Raw genomic sequence first — 17,945 nt, forward strand, 5'->3', positions numbered from 1 at the left:
CGGTGGAGGTGCGATGACGGTGATGGGAGGCGAGCGCCGGCGCCCGCTCCATGTGCGGATCAGCGAGGACCTGCTCACCGGCCGGCTCACCGCGGAGGACCGGCTCTCGGAGCACGCTCTGAGCGAGCGCTACGGGGTGAGCCGCACTCCGGTGCGGGAGGCGCTGGTCCGGCTCGAGCAGGACGGACTGATCGAGCGCCGCGGCACCACCGCACGGCTGCGCGAACGCTCGGCCGAAGAGATCAACGACATCTACCGGGCGCGCACCTGGTTGGAACGGGCGATTGCCGAGGACGCCGCGCAGCGATGTGGTGAGCTCGACCTGCTGCGCATGCAGGACGCCCTCGACGCCGAGGACCGGCTCGATCCGGCCACCGCGACGCCGGAGGAGCTGATGGCGGCCAACCGGGCCTTCCACGACGCGCTCGCCCTCGCCGCGCACAACGCGGCGCTGCAGGACCTGCAGGACAGGCTGACGATGCAGGTGGCGAGGCTCCCGGCCACCACGTTGAGCGCCCCGGGTCGCTGGGCGACGGCACACCAGCAGCACGAGGAGATCCTTGTGCATGTCCGTGCGGGCGACGCCGCCGCGGCGGGTGAGATGGCACGACGGCACATGGCCGACGCGCGCGACATCCGGCTCGCGCTGTCACTGCGCCCGCCGCGGCGCTGACGAACCGTGCCGTGGCGCCAGGACGTCGCGGTGGGCCTGCTGCGTGAGCGCCTCCCCGGAGTGGACCTGGACCGACCCACAGGGCGACACCGGCACCGGCCGGGACCCGAACCCGGGCGGGCCGTCAACGGGCGACGCGCACCCACTCCGCCCAGGTGTCGAGGCGCTGCCAGAGGAGTTCCCGGGTGCCCGCGAAGTTGTGCATGTGGGCCATCCGGGGGCAGAGGTAGAAGTCGACGGAGTTCGCGGACTTGTAGGCCCGCAGCTCACCTCGGGGGTCGCTGCCGACGTCCCGCTGGCCGAAGGCCGACAGCACGGGCACGGTGACCGCGGCCGCCTCGGGCGCCACCGCTCCCGGCACGATGCACCAGGTCGCGACCACGGCGGGCACCGTGGTCGACGCCCACGGCGGCGGGTTGCCGCCCCGCAGCGGGAAGTCGGTGGTGTCGTCGACGTCGGTCGGCACGTCGTCCCAGTGGAAGCCCCAGCGCATGGCCGCGCCCGCGGCGGCGTGATCGCTGCTCAGGCCTGCACGCGCCAGCATGCCCTTGTTGACTATCCCCTCGGGCCTCAGCGCGTCGTTGTCCGCCCAGGTGATGGGGAAGACGTCCCGCGGGACCCACGGCGGGACGATCTCGGTGTCGCCGGGTCGAACGGGCGGGGTGGTGTGCACCGCGCTGTAGCCGAGCACCCCGATGCCGTCGTAGCTCTCGTACCGGCCCTGCTGGACGATGGTCATGCAGCCGCCCATCGACTGGCCGATGCCGATCTTGACCGGGTCGGGGACGGCAGGGAAGCCCTCGGCGAGGGTGCCCGCGGCGAGCGAGTCCAGGATCTGCTGCTCGGCCCCCGCGGCGGCGGCCGACAGGCGCGTGTAGTCGAGGGTCTCCGGCGCGTGCTTCGTCGAGCTGTCGCCCACGCCGAGATGGTCGACGGATACGAAGATCCAGCCGCGCTCCGCGTGCCAGTCCGCCTGCGCACCGCTTCCCGGGCCGGGTAGATCGACGGTGTAGTAGCCGCGGGAGTAGCCGCCCCCGGGCTTGGCGAAGCAGACGATCGGCGCGCGGTCGGTCGGCAGCGACTCCCGGCTCGGCAGCGTGACGGTGGCCGCGATCGAGGCCTCCTCGCCGAGCCCGGTCGCGTCGGTGACGTCGAGACGAAGGTCGAGGGACTGCAGCGACGACATGGCGGACTCCTTTGTCGACCAGGCGGAAGGTCAGGCTCGCGGGTTGAAGGGGTCGGTGATCTTGTTGCCCATGTCGATCCACACGGTCTTCAGCTCGGTGTACTCGTTGACGGCGTCGGCGCCGTTCTCCCGGCCGATGCCGCTCTCCTTGAAGCCTCCGAAGGGCGCGACGTAGTTGGTCTTGCGGTAGTTGTTGACCCAGACGGTGCCTGCGCGCAGGCGCCGGACCATGCGAAGGGCGCGGGCGATGTCGTTGGTCCACACGCCGGCGGCGAGGCCGAAGCGGGTGTCGTTGGCGATCCGCACCGCGTCGTCCTCGTCGGCGAACGGGATGAGCACGACGACCGGCCCGAAGACCTCCTCCTGGGCGATCCGCATGTCGTTCGTGACGCCCGTGAACACCGCGGGTTCCACGAACAGGCCGGCCGCCAGGGCCGGATCGCTCGGCTTGCGGCCGCCCGCGAGCAGGGTGGCGCCCTCGGACTCGGCGATCTCGATGTAGGACAGCACCTTCTCGTACTGGGGACGGCACGCGACGGTGCCCATCTCCGTCTCGGGGTCGAGCGGGTCACCGATCCTGATCGTGCGCACCCGTGCCGCGAGTGCCTCGGCGAACTCGTCGTAGATGTCCTGGTGGACGAGCACCCGCGAGCCCGCCATGCAGGTCTGGCCGGTCGCGGCGAACACGCCCGCGATGACGCCGTTGACGGTGTTGGCCGTGTCCGCGTCCGGGAAGACGATGTTGGGCGACTTGCCGCCGAGCTCGAGCGAGACTCGGGCCAGTCGCTCGGCCGTGGTGACCGCGATGGCCTTGCCGACCGCGGTCGAGCCCGTGAACGCGACCTTGTCGACGCCGGGGTGGCCGGCGAGCGCGGCGCCGGTCGGGCCCGCCCCCGTCACGATGTTGACCACGCCGTCCGGGATCCCGGCGGCGGTGATGAGCTCACCGAGCTTCACTGTCGAGACGGGGGTGACCTCGGAGGGCTTGATCACGACAGTGTTCCCCGCGGCGAGCGCCGGGCACAGCTTCCAGAGCAGCAGCGCGAGCGGGCTGTTCCAGGGCGTGATGGCTGCGACGACGCCGATCGGCTCCCGCACGGTGAACACGTGCATGTTGGGCACGCTGCTCGCGACGGTCTGGCCGTGCATGGTCTCCGCGACACCCGCGTAGAAGTAGCAGTGGCCGGACAGCGCCCGGGTCTGACCGCCGACCTCGCGGATCAGTTTGCCGTTCTCCAGGACCTGGATCCGGGCGAGCTCGTCGGCGTTCGCGGCGATCAGGTCCCCGAGCTTGCGGAGCACCGCGGAGCGCTGCGCCGGGGTCGACGCGGCCCAGGGCCCGTTCTCGAAGGCCTCGCGGGCGGCCCGGACGGCCGCGTCGACATCCTGCCCGGTGGCGGTGGGGACGTCGGCCCAGTGCCTGCCGTCGAAGGGGTTGATCGAGTCGAAGCGGGCGCCGTCGGAGGCCTCGACCCAGCGGCCCCCGATGAGCATGCGGTAGTGCTCGCGCTCGGTGATGGCGTTCGTCGCGATGTGGTCGACGGTGGAGGTCATGGGTCCTTCCTTGCGGGATGGGCGGTGCGGTGCGGGCTGATGCTGTCAGTGGACCGCGTCGGCGTCGTGCAGGTGGCTCGCCGGTGCTGTCGGTTCCGGTGTGTCGCCGGTCCGGCGCGGCCTCGCCGCGACGGCCGCCACCGAGATCAGGGCGGCGACGACGACCATCACCGACAGCGGCCACCAGGTCCCGCCCGAGCCGCCCACGAGGGCCTCGGCGAGGAACGGGGTGGGGGCGCTGAACACGAGACCGCCGAGGGCGTTGCTCAGCGCCGTTCCGCTGTAGCGGACCCGGGTCGGGAAGAGCTCGGCGATCATGCTGGACACGACCGCATAGGTGGTGGCGTGGGCGAACACCAGCATCACGGTGATCGTCACCGCCACCGCGGCCACGTTGCCGGTGTTGAGCAGCAGGAAGAAGGGGAACGCGGCGACCACGGTGAAGACGGTGCCTCCGACGAAGACGCGGCGGGCGCCGAACCGGTCGCCGAGGTGGGCGAACAGCGGGATGCACAGCATGTCGACCGCGGCCGCGACGGTCACGATCACCAGCGCGGTGCTCCGGGCGAGCCCGAGGGAGTTGACGGCGTAGGACAGGAAGTACACCGAGATCACGTAGAACACGACGTTGACTCCGGCCTGCAGCCCGATACCGGACAGCAGGCCCCGCCCGGAGTGGGCGACGACGTCGCGCAGCGGGATCCGGGACCGGGTGCCCGTCTCCTTCACCTCGGCGAACTCGGCGGATTCCGCGACCCCGAGCCGGATCACCAGGCCCACAGCGACGAGAACGAACCCGGCGAGGAATGGGATCCGCCACCCCCAGCTGAGCAGCTGGTCGTCGGGCAGGCCGCCGATCGCCGCCATGACGAGCGTGGCCAGCACCAGGCCGAGCGGGCTGCCCATCTGCGGTGCGGCCCCGTAGAGGCGCACCTTCGAGGCGGGGGCGTGTTCGACCGACATCAGCACCGCGCCGCCCCATTCGCCACCGACGGCCAGGCCCTGGAACAGCCGGAGCACGATGAGCAGGACCGGGGCCCACAGGCCGATGCTCGAGTAGGTCGGGAGGCAGCCGATCAGTCCCGTCGCCGCACCCATGATGCCGAGAGTGGCGATCAGTGTGCTTTTGCGCCCCAGCCGGTCGCCGAGGTGGCCGAAGATCGCGGCTCCGACCGGGCGGGCGAGGAACGCCACCGCCAGGGTGGCGAACGACGCGAGGCGCCCGGTGTGCTCGTCGTAGGCGGGGAAGAAGAGATCGCCGAACACCAGGGCGGCGGCGAGACCGTAGATGAAGAAGTCGAACCATTCGATGGTGGTGCCGACCAGGCTCGCGACCGCGGCGCGGCGGGCGGTCCTCTGGGGCGTGGTCGTGGTGTTCTGTGTCGCCATGGGCCTCATCGATTCGGCGGGGAGGAACGGGGATCAGCCGGCGGAGGGCTGTCGAACGCGGCCGGCGGCGGTGCGTCCGGCGATCCGCCCGAAGGCCAACGCGCGGAGCACGGAGGTCGCCCCCGGGTACTTGCCGTGGTAGATGCCGGCGATCTCGCCGACGGCGTAGAGGCCGGGCACGGACGCGCCCGCGGCGGTCAGCACCCGGGCATCCGCGTCGGTGCGCAGCCCGCCGAAGGTGAAGGTGATCGCGCAGGTCACCGGCCAGGCGACGAACGGGGGCTCGTCGATCGGGCGGGCCCAGTTCGACTTCGGGGGCGTCAGGCCGGTGGTCCTGACGCCGTCGAGCCGGGTGAGGTCGAGGGGCCCGGGGACGGCGGCGGCGTTGTAGGTCGCGACCGTCGCCTCGAGGCTCGAGGGATCGATGTCGAGCCGACCGGCCAGCTCAACGAGGGTGTCGGCGCTCTCCGGTGCGCGGTCGGTGAGTACCGCGCGGCCGATCTCCTGGCGGGCCAGCTTCTGGTCGGCGATCAGGTAGGCGAACTGGTCGGCGTCGCGCCAGATCCGGTACGCCACGTGCTCGAAGGTGTTGTCGGGGGTGTCGGAGCCCTCGTCGACGAACCGGTTGCCTCCGTGGTCGACCAGGATCCCGTACGGGTAGACCATCACGAGCGCCTCGGCGCAGTGCGCCCGAGGGTCCACCGGCTCCCCGTGGAAGCGGTCGAACTGCCCGTCCACGTCCGCGCCGGCGGCGATGCCCATGATCAGGCCCTCGCCCTGGTTGGCCCGTCCGCCGGGGGTGATCGTCGGGAGGGCGGATCCGTGCTCGCCGAGGTGCTCCGCGAGCAGATCGGGGCTCCCCTCGAATCCGCCGCAGGCGAGCACGACGGTCGGGGCGTGCCAGACGACCTCGTCCCCGCCGGCGTCGGTTGCCGCGAGGCCCACGACGCGGCCCTCGTCGTCCTGCAGGAGCCGGGTCGCCGTCGTCTCGTAGACGATGGTGCCGCCGAGTTCCTCCACCCGGGTGCAGAGCTGCTCCACGATCGCGGCACCACCACCCGCGGGCATCAGTCGGGGGCCCTTCGACGTGAGGAAGTAGGTCGTGTCGGCGATCGTCTTCACGCCCTGTGCCTCGAGCCACCGCATCGTCGGCTCGGCCTCCGCGGCCAGCCGCGAGACGATGGCCGGATCGGTCCGACCCTCGCTCAGGTCGAGCATGCGCTGCTCGAAGTCCGGTGCAGGCGTGCCGTCCGGCTCCAGCCGGAAGAACGCGCCCGTCCATGCCGTGTTCCCACCGCGCCGGGCGCGAGGGGTGCGTTCGAGGACGACGACCTCGGCTCCCGGCGCGCTCTGCAGGAACTGCACGGCGGTCGACAGACCGCCCGCGCCGCAACCGACGACGACGAGGTCCGTCCGGTGCTCCGTCACGCTTCCGCCTCCTTGACCCCACACTGGGCGTCCACCAAGTGGTCTCGGTGAACCGCACGACGGTTCATTGCGAGCGGCAGGATCGAAACACACCACGTATGCGAGCCGCAACCCGTCTGTCGGTTTGACGGAACCACGATGTGGTTTACGGTGTCGACATGCCCATGACAGAGACTGCGTCGGGACGGGCGGACGGCGGGGTCCGCAGCATCATGCGGGCGGTCGACCTGCTCGATCTCTTCGACGCCGAGCACCCGTGGCGACCGCTGCGCGAGATCGTGACGCTCACCGAGCTCCCCAAGACCACGGTGGTGCGCCTGTTGGCCACGCTCGAGGGCCTCGGCCTGGTCGCCGACCGCCAGGACGGTACCTACGGGCTCGGCGCCAGGTTCCTGCAGTGGGTGCGGCTCTCCGAGGCGATGTGGGAAGTGAGCGAGGGGACCCGGCGGGTCATGCGCGAGCTGGTCGACCGGTGCGGTGAGACGGTGAACCTCTACATCCGCCAGGACGCCTCCCGGGTCTCGATCGCCCAGCAGGAGGGCACCACGACGGTGCGCAGCGTCGTCACCGTCGGCGCACAGCTCCCCCTCACCCAGGGCGCAACGGCGAAGGTGCTGCTCGGTGCCGCTCCGGCTCCGGTGTGGGAGCTGCTGGAGAGGCGCCACCCCGAGGTCGACCTCGCCGCCCTGCGACGGGAGGTCGCCGGCACGGCCGAGATCGGGTACTCGGTGACCCACGGCGAGCGGGAGCTGGGCGCGTCCTCCGTCGCCGTGCCGATCCGCAGGCACGGGCGGGTGGTCGCCTCCCTGTCGGTGAGCGGCCCGACGTCGCGTTTCACCGCCGACCGCATCGGCGGGTACGTCGACGCCGTCACCGACGCGGCCCAGCGGATCAGCGCGGCCGGTCTGGGCAGCGTCGAGGTGTTCCTGTGACCGCCGGGCTCCTGGCCGGGGTCACCGTGCTCGACATGACCAACGTCCTCGCGGGCCCCTTCGCCGGGTACCAGCTGGCGCTGCTGGGGGCGGACGTGGTGAAGGTCGAGGTGCCCGGAACCGGTGACCTCGCTCGTCAGCTCGGCGCGGACCCGGAGCTGAGCCGTGAGAACCTCGGGGTGTCCTTCCTCGCGCAGAACGCAGGCAAGCGCTCGATCACGGTGAACCTGAAGAACGACGCGGGCCGGGAGGTCTTCGCACGCCTGGTCGACCGGGCGGACGTCCTGCTGGAGAACTTCAGGCCCGGTGTCCTGGACCGGCTCGGGTTCGGCCGCGACCGGTTGCGCGAGCTGAACCCCGGGCTCGTCTACTGCGCGGTCTCCGGGTTCGGGGCCACCGGACCGCTGTCCCAACGCCCAGCGTACGACCAGGTCATCCAGGGGATGTCGGGAATCATGAGCGTGACGGGCACGCCGCAGACCGCCCCGCTGCGGGTCGGCTACCCGGTGTGCGACAGCTTCGGCGGACTCGCCGCCGCCTTCGCCATCTCGGCGGCCCTCGTCCGTCGGCAGCGCACCGGCGAGGGGGCGTACCTGGACGTCTCGATGCTCGACGCAGCGCTGACGTCGATGGGGTGGGTGGTCTCCGATCAACTCGTCGCCGGTCGCGAGCCCGCCCCGATGGGGAACGAGAACGTCACCTCCGCGCCGTCAGGCACGTTCGAGACGGCCGACGGCGCACTGAACATCGCCGCCAACAAGCAGGAGCAGTTCGAGACGCTCTGCCGGGTCCTCGACCGCACGGAACTGATCGACGACCCCCGGTTCCTGACCCGGGACGACCGCAAGGCGCACCGGGAGATCCTCCGGGCAGAGCTCGAGACCTCGCTCAAGGAGCGGACCGCGCTCGAGTGGGACGAGATCCTGCTCCCGACCGGCGTGCCCGCGGCGCCGGTCGTCAGCGTCCCCGAGGCGCTCCGGTCCGAGCAGGTCGCCCACCGCGGCCTCGTCATCGAGCTCCCGTCCCCTCGTGAGGACGGGGGCCCGTTGCGGGTCGTCGGGCTGCCGACGCAGGTCGACGGCGCGCCGGTCCGGCCGACGGCGGCGCCGCCGCGCCTCGGCGAGCACACCGACGCCCTGCTGGCAGAGCTCGGCTACGGCCCCGCGGACATCGCCGAGCTGCGTTCCGGGGGTGCCGTATGAGCGAGACCCAGGCCGCGGTCGACGGCAATGTGGTGTCGGACTGGTGGTCCACCTCGGTCTCGGAGATCGAGCCGGGCGTGGTGCGGCTCCGCGGGTACCCGGTCGAGTCGCTGATCGGCACGGTGAGCTTCCCGGCCACGATCTGGCTCATGCTGCGGGGCGAGCTGCCCGCCGTGCACGAGGCGGCCCTGCTCGAGCAGGCCCTCGTCGCGGCCGTGGACCACGGGCCGCAGGCACCCTCGATCGCCGCCGCGCGGATGGCCGCGACCTGCGGCGTCGGCCTCAACAGCGCTGTCGCCACCGGGGTGAACCTGCTCGGTGACGTGCACGGGGGAGCGGGCCAGCAGTGCATGCAGCTCCTCTCCGACCTGCGGCACACCTGCGTCTCCGACGACGTGCCGGTGGCCGCAGCGGTGGCGGAGCTGCTCGCCCGCTACCGCGGCGAGGGGCGGTTCGTGCCCGGCTTCGGGCACCGCTTCCACCCGCGGGACCCCCGCCGCGACCCGCTGATCGGCGCGGTCGAGGCCGAGGTCGCGGCGGGCAGGCTGGCCGGGGGGCACCTGGAGATCGCCCTCGAGCTGGAGGCGCAGCTCGCCGCGGGGCGTCGTCGTCCGGTGCCGATGAACATCGACGGGGCGACCGCCGTCGTCTACGCCGAGCTGGGCTTCGAGCCTGAGCTCGGCCGCGGGCTGTTCGTGCTGTCCCGCTCGGTCGGGATCCTCGCGCACGCCTGGGAGGAACGGAGCTCCGGGCGCCGGATCAAGGGCCCGATCCCGCCCCCGCTCCTGCCGACCTACACCGGTGCGGCCCTCCGCCTCCCCGACACCGGCACGCCGTGACGGCCTCCCGTCGTCCGCTGCCGGGCCACCCCGGCGTCGACCTGGTCAGCCTGCCCGCGGCGGAGGCCGCCGCGGGGCTCGGCCCCCTCGGCACGCTCCCGTACTCGACGCGGATCTTCGCCGAGCACGCCCTGCGCGGTGGGTCGGAGGCCGGGCCGCTGCTGCGGGCCCTCGTCGACGGCGCCACGGGGGCCGGTGCGGGCACGATGACGTTCCGACCCCGGCGGATCCTGCTCCAGGACGCCTCCGGGATCCCCGTCCTCGCCGATCTCCTCACCCTGCAGGACGCGGCCCGCGAGCGCGGCGGCGACCCGGCCGCCGTGACGCCCCGGCTGCGGATGGACCTGGTCGTCGACCACGCGCTCGAGGTCGACCGCGCGGGTACCTCCGATGCCGCCACCCACAACCTGGCCCGCGAGCTCGAGCGGCACAGCGACCGCTACCGGTTCCTCGAGTTCGCCGCCGAGCGGTTCCCCGGCCTGCGGGTCGTCCCGCCGGGCATCGGGATCTGCCATCAGCTCAACCTGGAGGTCTTCGCCGAGCTCGTGCACCTCGACGACCCGGTCGACGGCCGCAGACTGGCGGGCTTCGACTCCGTGCTCGGGACCGACAGCCACACCACGATGGTCAACGCGCTCTCCGTGGTCGGCTGGGGGGTCGGCGGGATCGAGGCCACCGCCGCGGCCCTCGGCCAGCCGGTCGTCCAACGGATCCCGGAGGTCGTCGGTGTCCGGCTGACCGGTGCGCTGCCCCGCGGGGTGCTCGCCACCGACCTCGCCCTGCGGCTGACCGCCGAGCTGCGCGCGATCGGCGTCGTCGGGTCGGTCGTGGAGTTCTGTGGCCCGGGCGTCGGCACCCTGACAGTGCCGGACCGTGCGACCGTCGCCAACATGGCACCCGAGTACGGCGCCACGATGGCCTTCTTCCCGCCGGACCGCGCGACGCTCGCCTATCTGCGCGTCACCGGGCGCCCGGACGCGCACGTCGCGATGGTCGAGGCCTACCTGACCGCACAGGGCATGCTGGCCGGCCCCGGCGTGCCGGAGCCGCGGTTCGCCCGAACGCTCGACCTCGATCTCGCGACGGTGTCCCGGACGATGGCGGGCCCCTCCCGCCCGGCTCAGCGGCTCGAAATGGCCGCGGTCCCCGCGAGTGCGAGCCGGTCCCGAGGGGAGGTGCGGGGCGGGTTGCGGGACGGGGACGTCGTCATCGCCGCGATCACGAGCTGTACGAACACCGCGAACCCCCGGTCGATGGTCGCGGCGGGCCTGCTGGCGCGCAACGCCGTCGCCCGCGGGCTCCGTCCACCCGCCTGGGTCAAGACCTCGCTCACGCCCGGGTCGCGCGCGACGTCCCGGATGTTGGCCGGGACCGGCCTGCAGGCGAGCCTCGACCGGCTCGGCTTCCAGGTCGCCGGGCACGGGTGCGCTACCTGCATGGGCAACTCGGGGCCCCTCGTCCCGGAGGTCGAGGCTCAGCTCGGGGCCGATGGTCCGGCGACGGTGGCGGTGCTGTCCGGCAACCGGAACTTCCCGGGGCGGATCCATCCCCGGGTGGCGGGCTCGTACCTGGCCTCCCCGCCGCTGGTCGTCGCGGCGGCCCTCGCCGGGTCCGTCCTGGTCGACCTCGACCACGAGCCGGTGGGCCGGGACCCGGAGGGCAGACCGGTGCACCTGCACGAGCTCTGGCCCTCCGACGAGGAGATCGCGGCCCTGGCCGACGGGGCCGCGGCGACGGCCGCGCTGCGCGAAGGGTTGTCCCTGGTCCCGGCAGCGATCGGAGGCCGCGGGCCGACCGGCGGTGCCGGATACGCGTGGGAGGCGGAGAGCGGCGTCATCCGCAGGCCCCCGTTCGCCGACCTGGACCTCGGCACCGCGAGGGGCGGGGACGACCTACTCGCCGCCCGGCAGCTGCTCCTGCTGCCCGACGGCGTGACCACGGATGACATCTCCCCGATCGCCCGGATCGAGCCGGCCTCGGCCGCCGGACGCTGGCTCGCCGAACGCGGTGTGCCGCCCGAGATGTTCGGCTCCTTCAGCAGCCGACGACTCAACCACGACGTCATGCTCCTCGGCGGTTTCGCGAACCCCAGGCTCCACAACCGCATCGCCCCGGGGCCCGGAGGTGGGGTCACCCGGCTCTTCCCGGAGGGTGACATCGTCGAGATCCACGAGGCCGCGGAGCGCTACCGCGAGCGCGGGGAGCCCGTGGTCGTCGTGGCGGGCGACTCCTACGGGGTGGGGTCGGCCCGGGACTGGGCGGCCAAGGTCACCAGGCTGCTCGGCGTGCGCGCGGTCCTCGCCGTCGGCTTCGAGCGGATCCACCGGATCAACCTCGTGGCCCTCGGTGTCCTGCCGCTGCAGGTGGACGCCGGGTTCGTGGCCGGGCTGGACGGCTCCGAGACCCTGGACCTGCTCGGGATCGCCGAGGGAGGCGTGCCGGGTGGCACCGTCGAGGTCCGGGTCCGGCGGGGCGAGCGGGTGGAGCGGGTGTGGGCCCGCTCCCGCGTCGACACCGTCCAGGAGGCCGAGTGGCTCCAGGCGGGCGGGCTGCTGCCGGGGCTGGTCGCGGGCAGCGTCAGCGACCTGCGGGTCGGGGGCGGATCATCCCTTCAGACATGGGCGGACCGGGAGAAGGTCTCGCTCGCCGACCAGGGCTGACCGACCTTGCCCGCCGGGCGGGGTCGGATACAAAGGATACTGTTTCCATGACGCCGTGACTCGGAGGATTCATGCGACTGCTCGTGACGGGGGCCCGGGGCAAGGTCGGGCGGCGGGTCGTCGCGGCGGCGCAGGCCGCCGGGCACCGGGTGACCGCGACCGACATCGGTGCACCGGACTACGGTCCGGCGGCCGACGCCGGTGCCGCCCCGTACCTGCGGGCGGACCTCACCGACTACGGGCAGGCGATCGCGATCGTGCACAAGGCGCGGCCGGACGTGGTGGTGCACGCGGCGGGCCTGCCCGATCCGGCGCACGACCCGGCGCACGTGGTGTTCGCGACGAACGCCTCGGCGACGTTCAACGTCGCCGAGGCGATGGCGCGCAGCGGGATCGGTCGGCTGGTGTATCTCTCGAGCGAGACGGTGCCGGGGTTCGTGACCGCGGAGCGGCCGTTCGTGCCGGACTATCTCCCGGTCGACGAGGAGCACCCGGTGCGGCCGCAGGACGGGTACGCGCTGTCGAAGTTCGTCGGTGAGCAGATCTGCGAGGCGCTGGTTCGCCGGTCGGACGCGACCGCGGTGTCGGTGCGTCCGTCGCTGGTGGTGAGCACCGAGATGTACCCGACGTTCGTCTCCCGGCTCCAGCAGGCGCCGGTGCGGCCGTTCCCCAATCAATGGTCCTACGTGGACGCCGACGACCTCGCGGGCCTGGTCGTCCTCGCGGCGGCGGCGGACACCCCGGGCCACGAGGTCGTCTACGCCGCGCAGCCGGACAACCTGCTCGGCCGCCCGCTGGCCGACCTGTTGAAGCAGGCGTACGGCGACACCGCGCCGCCGCTTCGGGACCTGCCGCGGCCCGACGCGGGTGGGATCGCGATCGACAAGGCCCGCCGGGTGTTCGGATGGAACCCCAAGCGGTCCTGGCGTGACCACCTCTCCGACTGATTCACCCTAGTCAGCCTCTGACCCGTCCCAGGGAGAATTGCATGGAGTACGTCAGGCTGGGCCGCACCGGACTCGAGGTGTCTCGGCTCGCACTCGGATGCATGAGCTATGGCGAGCCCACGCGCGAGCGCCACGAGTGGACCCTCGGTGAGGAGGCGAGCCGGCCGTTCCTGCGGCGGGCGCTCGACCTCGGCGTCACCTTCTTCGACACCGCCAACGAGTACTCGGCGGGCAGCAGCGAGGAGATCCTCGGTCGGGCCCTGCTCGAGTACGCCCGCCGGGACGAGGTCGTGGTCGCCACGAAGGTCTACACGCCGTGGCGCTCGGGTCCGAACGGCGGCGGTCTGTCGCGCAAGGCGATCATGACCGCGATCGAAGACAGTCTGCGCAGGCTCGGCACCGACCACGTCGACCTCTATCAGATCCACCGGTGGGACCCGCACACCCCGATCGAGGAGACGCTCGAGGCGCTGCACGACCTGGTGCGCGCGGGCAAGGTCCGCTACCTCGGGGCGTCGTCCATGTACGCCTGGCAGTTCGCCAAGGCGCTCTACACCGCGGACCTGCACGGCTGGACCCGCTTCGTCAGCATGCAGAACCACTACAACCTGATCCACCGCGAGGAGGAACGGGAGATGATCCCGTTCTGCCGGGACCAGGGGATCGGGGTCCTCCCGTGGAGCCCGCTCGCACGCGGCAGGCTCACCCGGGACTGGGACGAGCAGACCGAACGCTCGACGGCCGATCGGTTCGGCGCGGCCCTCTACCGCCGCACCGACGACGCCGACCGCGTCGTCGCGGAGCGGGTCGCCGAGATCGCGGAGAAGCGCGGGGTGCCGCGCGCGCAGGTGGCCCTGGCCTGGGTGGCGGGCACACCGGGCGTCACGGCGCCGATCGTCGGTGCGACGAAGCCCCACCATCTCGAGGACGCCGTCGCGGCCCTGGACCTGGAGCTCACCGCCGAGGAGCGGACGGTGCTGGAGGAGCCCTACGTGCCGCACCCCGTCGTCGGATTCCGCTGACACGCAACCCACGGCGGCTGCGCGCCCGGCGTGGCTCAGTACCCGCCGCCGCCGGCGATGTTCAGCGCGAACTCGGTGTACTCCCCGCGCGATGCTCACGCTCATCTCGGCGGTGCGTCGCGGACACCAGCCCCGCCCGGGGTGTTCCGTTCGAGCGCGCCGCGCTGCCGGCGATGCCCGAGAGCTCGTGTCCGACGAGGCGAAGTTCGTGACGGGGATCCAGCTCCCGCTGGACGCGGGCTTCTCAGTCCGCTGATCGTTCTGAGTGGCGCCTCATCGTTGCCTGGCCCGCGCTCGTATGTAGCTGACAGCGATCACCCGTGGAGACGAGGTCAGCTCGGAGCGCCTCCGCAGGCTCCAGTGCGGCGGTGACCTCGGCCGCGGTGGTGACGGTGGCCAGCAACGGGACGATATTCCTGATCTGGAAGTCGTGGATCTCGCGGGAGCTGCCCGCGACGCAGTCCTCCGGCACGACCGCGGTGAAGCCGCGGTTGACGGCCTCCAGGCAGGTGCCGGGGATGCCCACGTTGGTCGAGACCCCGGTGACGAGCACCGTCTGCACGCCGCGCTCCCGCAGCACGGGTTCCAGCTCGGTTCCGTGGAACGGCGAGAGCCCGTGGACCCTGCGCGACACGTAGTCCTGCGGCCGCGGGGCGAGCTCGGGATGGATCTCCGCGTCCAACTGGCCCTCGACGCAGGACCCGCGCTTGGAGAGGGCGCCGAGCAGCAGGCAGGACGGCGTCGTGCCCACGCGGTCCGGGCGCAGCACCATCGTCGAGTGCACGACGAGTATCCCGGTCTGCCGGCAGGCCTCCGCGAGCGCCGCGATGCGGGCCACGACACCGCGCTCGCGGATCTGGCCGACCAGACCGTCGTTGTGGCTGAAGTCGCCGTTGATCATGGCGTTCTGGCACTCGTTGATGATCAGTGCAGCGCGCTCGCCGCGGTCGAGCCCACGTACTCCCATGGTGCTGCCTCCCCCCGTGACCCCGGACGCTTGACGGAGTCCCCGACGGCGACTCTAATTCAGGAACCTTATTATACGGAAGTGATCTCGTCCGGCCGCGGCGCCGGCCGGACGAGGAGGGGACGACCGATGCGACGCAGCCTGTTCGAGGTCGACCACGAGGCGTTCCGCGAGACCGTCCGCACCTTCGTGGCGAAGGAGATCGTGCCCCACCACTCCGGGTGGGAGGCCGCGGGCGTCGTGCCGCGCGAGATGTTCGCCGCCGCAGGGGCGCAGGGCCTGCTCGGCATGGCCGTTCCAGAGGAGTACGGCGGGGGAGGGGCACCGGACTTCCGGTTCAACGCCGTGCTCGCCGAGGAACTCATGCGTGCCGGGGTCACCGGCTCGGGCAACGGGTTGACGCTGCAGAACGATGTCTGTCTGCCGTACGTCCTCGACCTGGCCACCGACGAGCAGAAGGCTCGCTGGCTACCCGGGATCGCCTCCGGTGAGCTCGTCACGGCGATCGCGATGACCGAGCCCGCTACCGGTTCCGACCTGGGTTCGATCGCCACCACGGCGCGGCGCGACGGCGAGCACTACATCGTCAACGGCGCCAAGACCTTCATCACCAACGGGATCAACGCAGACCTGGTGATCGCCGCGGTGAAGACCGACCCGACGCAGCGGCACAAGGGCATGAGCCTGCTGGTGATCGAACGCGGCATGGTGGGGTTCGAGCGGGGCCGCAATCTCGACAAGCTCGGCCAGCACGCTCAGGACACCGCGGAGCTCTCGTTCACCGACGTACGGGTGCCGGTGACGAACCTGCTGGGAGTGGAGGGCCGCGCGTTCGCCCACCTCGTCGACCGGTTGCCTCAGGAGCGGCTCGGGATCGCCGTCGCCGCGACGGCCGCCGCCGCGACCGCGCTGGAGTGGACGCTGGAGTATGTCCGCGATCGCGCCGCGTTCGGGCAGCCGATCGGATCGTTCCAGAACTCGCGGTTCGTCATGGCCGAGATCGCCACCGAGGTCGACATCGCCCAGCACTACGTCGACGACTGCATCCGCGCGCTGAACGCCGGTGAGCTCTCGGCCGTCGACGCCGCCAAGGCCAAGTGGTGGTGCACCGAGCTGCAGGGCCGTGTCGTCGACCGGTGCCTGCAGCTGCACGGCGGTTACGGGTACATGAATGAGTACCCCATCGCCCGCGCCTACGCCGACGCCCGGGTCACCCGGATCTACGGCGGGACCACCGAGATCATGAAGGAGGTCGTGGGCCGCGACCTCGGGCTCTGATCACGGCAGGGCGACCGCGACCACCCCGGACACGCCCCACCGGGTCGTAGGCGGCTCGCCGACTGTGTGCTGCTGATGCTGCGGGGTCGGGGTGCGTCGCCGGTCGCCTCGCGTCGCCGGTCGTCAGGGCACCGGGCGGAAGAGGGGGAGCTTCCAGCCGTCGGCGATCGGGGAGAAGAGGACCAGCACCTCCATGCCGATGTGCACGTCGGCCGGGTCGACGTCGACGATGTCGCTGACGAGCCGCGCGCCCGGCGCGTCGGGGAGGTCGAGCACGGCCGGGACCAGCGTGATGTCCGGGAGCCCCGGGAAGCCGTGCACCACCGAGAAGCTGAACACAGTGGCCCGCCCGGACAGGTGGACCCAGTCGACGGAGGTGGACTGGCAGTTCGGGCAGAACGGTGTGGGTGGCAGGCGGAACGTGGCGCAGTCGGCGCACTTCGGTGCGACGAGCCGGTCTTCCTGCGCGGCCTTCCAGAACGGTTCGGTGGACGGGTCGGTGGTGATGTGGACCTGCTCGCCGGGCAGGGCGGTCGCGAGAGCGGGGGTGGTCATGCTGCCTTCCCGAGGATGAGGCCGGAGACCGGCAGGGCGGCGGGGCCGCCGGTGACGAGGGCGAGTTCGGCGTCGGCGACCTGGTTGATGGCGGTGCCACGCATCTGCTCCACGGCTTCCTTCACGTGGGTCATGCCGATGATGTAGGCCTCGGACAGCTGACCGCCGTGGGTGTTGACCGGGATGGTGCCGCTCTTGTAGCGGATGGCGCCGGATTCGACGAAGGGCCCGCCTTCGCCCTTCTTGCAGAAGCCGTAGTCCTCGAGCTGCATGAGGACCATGGGCGAGAAGTGGTCGTAGAGCAGGGCGACGTCGATGTCCTCGGGGCCGACGTCGGCGCGCTGATAGAGGTGCTTCGCCACCGGCGCGTGGCCGGAGGAGGCGAACGTCTCCTGGGGCATGCCGAACCAGCCGAAGGCACGCCCCCAGTCGCGGTGCCCGCCGTGCGCGGCGGCGACGACCGGCACCGGGCGCTGCTTGAGGTCCTTGGCCCGGTCGGCGCTGGTCGTGACGACGGCGACGGCGCCGTCGGTCTCCAGGCAGAAGTCGAGGAGGCACAGCGGCTCGGCGATCATCCGCGCGTCCCAGTAATCGTCGAGGGTCAGCGGCTCGCGCTTGATCGCCTTGGGCCGGTTGGCGGCGTTCGCGCGCTGGGAGAGTGCGATCTCGGCGAAGGCGTCGCGGCGGGTGCCGTAATCGTGCATGTGCCTGCGGGTGAGCACGGACATCAGATGTCCCGGCCCGGACAGTCCGGAGGGCTGCAGGAACGAGTTCATCGGACTGGGCGGGACGGCGGCGAACACACTGCCGAGGCGCTGCTTGGCCTGCTGCAGCGCCATCACCGTGACGACCACGTTCGCGTCGCCTGCCACGATCGCAGCGCGCGCGAGGCCGATCGAACCTGCCGAGCCGCCACCACCGGAGGTCAGCGTGGCACTGAAGGTGACCTCCGGGATGCCGAGGGTCTCCATGAACTGCGCGGTGTCCATCGACTGCCCGTAGCCGGCGCCCGCGCTGGAGTAGTAGGCGAACCCGTCGATGTCCTTCACGTTCAGCCCGGCGTCCTCGCACGCGGCGATGATGGCCGTGCCGGCGAGCTCGGTGATCGTCTGCGGCGCCGACTCGCCGCGGCGGTAGTACGGGGTGGCCCCCACGCCGACGATGGCCACGTCGCGCGGGCTCAACGTCGTGCCTCGCTCGTGCAGTGGTCCGCCATCGTTGGCCTCCGTCTTCGTCGTCGAACGCTCGAGCAGGCAGTGGTCGCCGTGATGTGTGGTCGGGACCGACCTGCCGCCATGGTCGTGTGCAGCCAT

General features: G+C 72.0%; 15 protein-coding genes. 8 read left to right on the plus strand and 7 right to left on the minus strand.

Annotated elements, in window-relative coordinates; genetic code table 11:
- Positions 1 to 13 precede the first annotated feature (13 nt).
- Complete coding sequence (locus FB558_RS18980) at positions 14 to 673, plus strand: GntR family transcriptional regulator (protein ID WP_142055322.1); 660 nt, start codon at positions 14 to 16, stop codon at positions 671 to 673.
- Positions 674 to 797: 124 nt separating this feature from the next.
- Here the strand turns inward: FB558_RS18980 and FB558_RS18985 are convergent, their stop codons facing one another.
- From FB558_RS18985 to FB558_RS19000, 4 genes are read right to left on the minus strand one after another with little or no spacing between them, the layout of a single operon-like run.
- On the minus strand, positions 798 to 1,859 hold the full coding sequence (locus FB558_RS18985) for a hypothetical protein (protein ID WP_142055323.1): 1,062 nt from the start codon (positions 1,857 to 1,859) through the stop codon (positions 798 to 800).
- Between the two features lie 30 nt (positions 1,860 to 1,889).
- A complete protein-coding gene (locus FB558_RS18990) occupies positions 1,890 to 3,413 on the minus strand; it encodes an aldehyde dehydrogenase (RefSeq protein WP_142055324.1) in 1,524 nt (507 codons plus the stop codon).
- 45 nt (positions 3,414 to 3,458) lie between these two features.
- Positions 3,459 to 4,802, minus strand: a complete 1,344-nt coding sequence (locus FB558_RS18995) for an MFS transporter (protein WP_142055325.1) — start codon at positions 4,800 to 4,802, stop codon at positions 3,459 to 3,461.
- Positions 4,803 to 4,835: 33 nt separating this feature from the next.
- A complete protein-coding gene (locus FB558_RS19000; RefSeq protein WP_170231405.1) occupies positions 4,836 to 6,230 on the minus strand; it encodes an FAD-binding protein in 1,395 nt (464 codons plus the stop codon).
- A 158-nt stretch (positions 6,231 to 6,388) separates the two neighbouring features.
- Here FB558_RS19000 and FB558_RS19005 point away from each other — a divergent pair, with 158 nt between their 5' ends.
- The 6 genes from FB558_RS19005 (at position 6,389) to FB558_RS19030 (ending at position 13,832) form a co-directional block, all read left to right on the plus strand.
- Positions 6,389 to 7,162: an IclR family transcriptional regulator gene (locus FB558_RS19005; protein WP_142055330.1), complete on the plus strand. Its 774-nt coding sequence runs from the start codon at positions 6,389 to 6,391 to the stop codon at positions 7,160 to 7,162.
- Positions 7,159 to 8,364, plus strand: a complete 1,206-nt coding sequence (locus FB558_RS19010; protein ID WP_142055332.1) for a CaiB/BaiF CoA transferase family protein — start codon at positions 7,159 to 7,161, stop codon at positions 8,362 to 8,364. Before FB558_RS19005 ends, FB558_RS19010 begins: the two co-directional genes overlap by 4 nt.
- Entirely contained in the window at positions 8,361 to 9,203 is an 843-nt protein-coding gene (locus FB558_RS19015; protein ID WP_142055335.1) for a citryl-CoA lyase, read from the plus strand. The genes FB558_RS19010 and FB558_RS19015 overlap by 4 nt, the downstream gene beginning before the upstream one ends.
- The gene (gene acnA, locus FB558_RS19020) at positions 9,200 to 11,863 is read left to right on the plus strand and encodes an aconitate hydratase AcnA (protein ID WP_142055337.1); all 2,664 of its coding nucleotides are present in this window, start codon (positions 9,200 to 9,202) and stop codon (positions 11,861 to 11,863) included. The genes FB558_RS19015 and acnA overlap by 4 nt, the downstream gene beginning before the upstream one ends.
- A gap of 71 nt (positions 11,864 to 11,934) precedes the next feature.
- The gene (locus FB558_RS19025) at positions 11,935 to 12,810 is read left to right on the plus strand and encodes an NAD-dependent epimerase/dehydratase family protein (RefSeq protein WP_142055339.1); all 876 of its coding nucleotides are present in this window, start codon (positions 11,935 to 11,937) and stop codon (positions 12,808 to 12,810) included.
- A 41-nt stretch (positions 12,811 to 12,851) separates the two neighbouring features.
- The gene (locus tag FB558_RS19030) at positions 12,852 to 13,832 is read left to right on the plus strand and encodes an aldo/keto reductase (RefSeq protein WP_142055341.1); all 981 of its coding nucleotides are present in this window, start codon (positions 12,852 to 12,854) and stop codon (positions 13,830 to 13,832) included.
- Positions 13,833 to 14,076: 244 nt separating this feature from the next.
- On the opposite strand, the gene FB558_RS19035 is transcribed toward FB558_RS19030, so the two are convergent.
- Entirely contained in the window at positions 14,077 to 14,799 is a 723-nt protein-coding gene (locus FB558_RS19035; protein ID WP_142055343.1) for a cysteine hydrolase family protein, read from the minus strand.
- A gap of 129 nt (positions 14,800 to 14,928) precedes the next feature.
- Between FB558_RS19035 and FB558_RS19040 the strand changes: the two genes are divergently transcribed.
- Entirely contained in the window at positions 14,929 to 16,077 is a 1,149-nt protein-coding gene (locus FB558_RS19040; protein WP_142055345.1) for an acyl-CoA dehydrogenase family protein, read from the plus strand.
- 123 nt (positions 16,078 to 16,200) lie between these two features.
- On the opposite strand, the gene FB558_RS19045 is transcribed toward FB558_RS19040, so the two are convergent.
- Together FB558_RS19045 and FB558_RS19050 are read right to left on the minus strand one after the other, a co-directional pair.
- Positions 16,201 to 16,632 (minus strand): Zn-ribbon domain-containing OB-fold protein, encoded by a 432-nt coding sequence (locus tag FB558_RS19045; RefSeq protein WP_142055347.1) that lies wholly within the window; start codon positions 16,630 to 16,632, stop codon positions 16,201 to 16,203.
- Positions 16,629 to 17,816: a thiolase C-terminal domain-containing protein gene (locus tag FB558_RS19050; RefSeq protein ID WP_211366675.1), complete on the minus strand. Its 1,188-nt coding sequence runs from the start codon at positions 17,814 to 17,816 to the stop codon at positions 16,629 to 16,631. The genes FB558_RS19045 and FB558_RS19050 overlap by 4 nt, the downstream gene beginning before the upstream one ends.
- Positions 17,817 to 17,945 lie beyond the last annotated feature (129 nt).

The sequence above is a fragment of the Pseudonocardia kunmingensis genome (assembly GCF_006716445.1).
Lineage (GTDB): Bacteria > Actinomycetota > Actinomycetes > Mycobacteriales > Pseudonocardiaceae > Pseudonocardia > Pseudonocardia kunmingensis.

What these genes read in the sequence shown, in the direction of transcription:
- FB558_RS18980 (WP_142055322.1), top strand. Translation starts at nt 14, where the DNA reads ATGACGGTGATGGGAGGCGAGCGCCGGCGCCCGCTCCATGTGCGGATC.
- FB558_RS18985 (WP_142055323.1), bottom strand. Translation starts at nt 1,859, where the DNA reads ATGTCGTCGCTGCAGTCCCTCGACCTTCGTCTCGACGTCACCGACGCG.
- FB558_RS18990 (WP_142055324.1), bottom strand. Translation starts at nt 3,413, where the DNA reads ATGACCTCCACCGTCGACCACATCGCGACGAACGCCATCACCGAGCGC.
- FB558_RS18995 (WP_142055325.1), bottom strand. Translation starts at nt 4,802, where the DNA reads ATGGCGACACAGAACACCACGACCACGCCCCAGAGGACCGCCCGCCGC.
- FB558_RS19005 (WP_142055330.1), top strand. Translation starts at nt 6,389, where the DNA reads ATGCCCATGACAGAGACTGCGTCGGGACGGGCGGACGGCGGGGTCCGC.
- FB558_RS19015 (WP_142055335.1), top strand. Translation starts at nt 8,361, where the DNA reads ATGAGCGAGACCCAGGCCGCGGTCGACGGCAATGTGGTGTCGGACTGG.
- FB558_RS19025 (WP_142055339.1), top strand. Translation starts at nt 11,935, where the DNA reads ATGCGACTGCTCGTGACGGGGGCCCGGGGCAAGGTCGGGCGGCGGGTC.
- FB558_RS19030 (WP_142055341.1), top strand. Translation starts at nt 12,852, where the DNA reads ATGGAGTACGTCAGGCTGGGCCGCACCGGACTCGAGGTGTCTCGGCTC.
- FB558_RS19035 (WP_142055343.1), bottom strand. Translation starts at nt 14,799, where the DNA reads ATGGGAGTACGTGGGCTCGACCGCGGCGAGCGCGCTGCACTGATCATC.
- FB558_RS19040 (WP_142055345.1), top strand. Translation starts at nt 14,929, where the DNA reads ATGCGACGCAGCCTGTTCGAGGTCGACCACGAGGCGTTCCGCGAGACC.
- FB558_RS19045 (WP_142055347.1), bottom strand. Translation starts at nt 16,632, where the DNA reads ATGACCACCCCCGCTCTCGCGACCGCCCTGCCCGGCGAGCAGGTCCAC.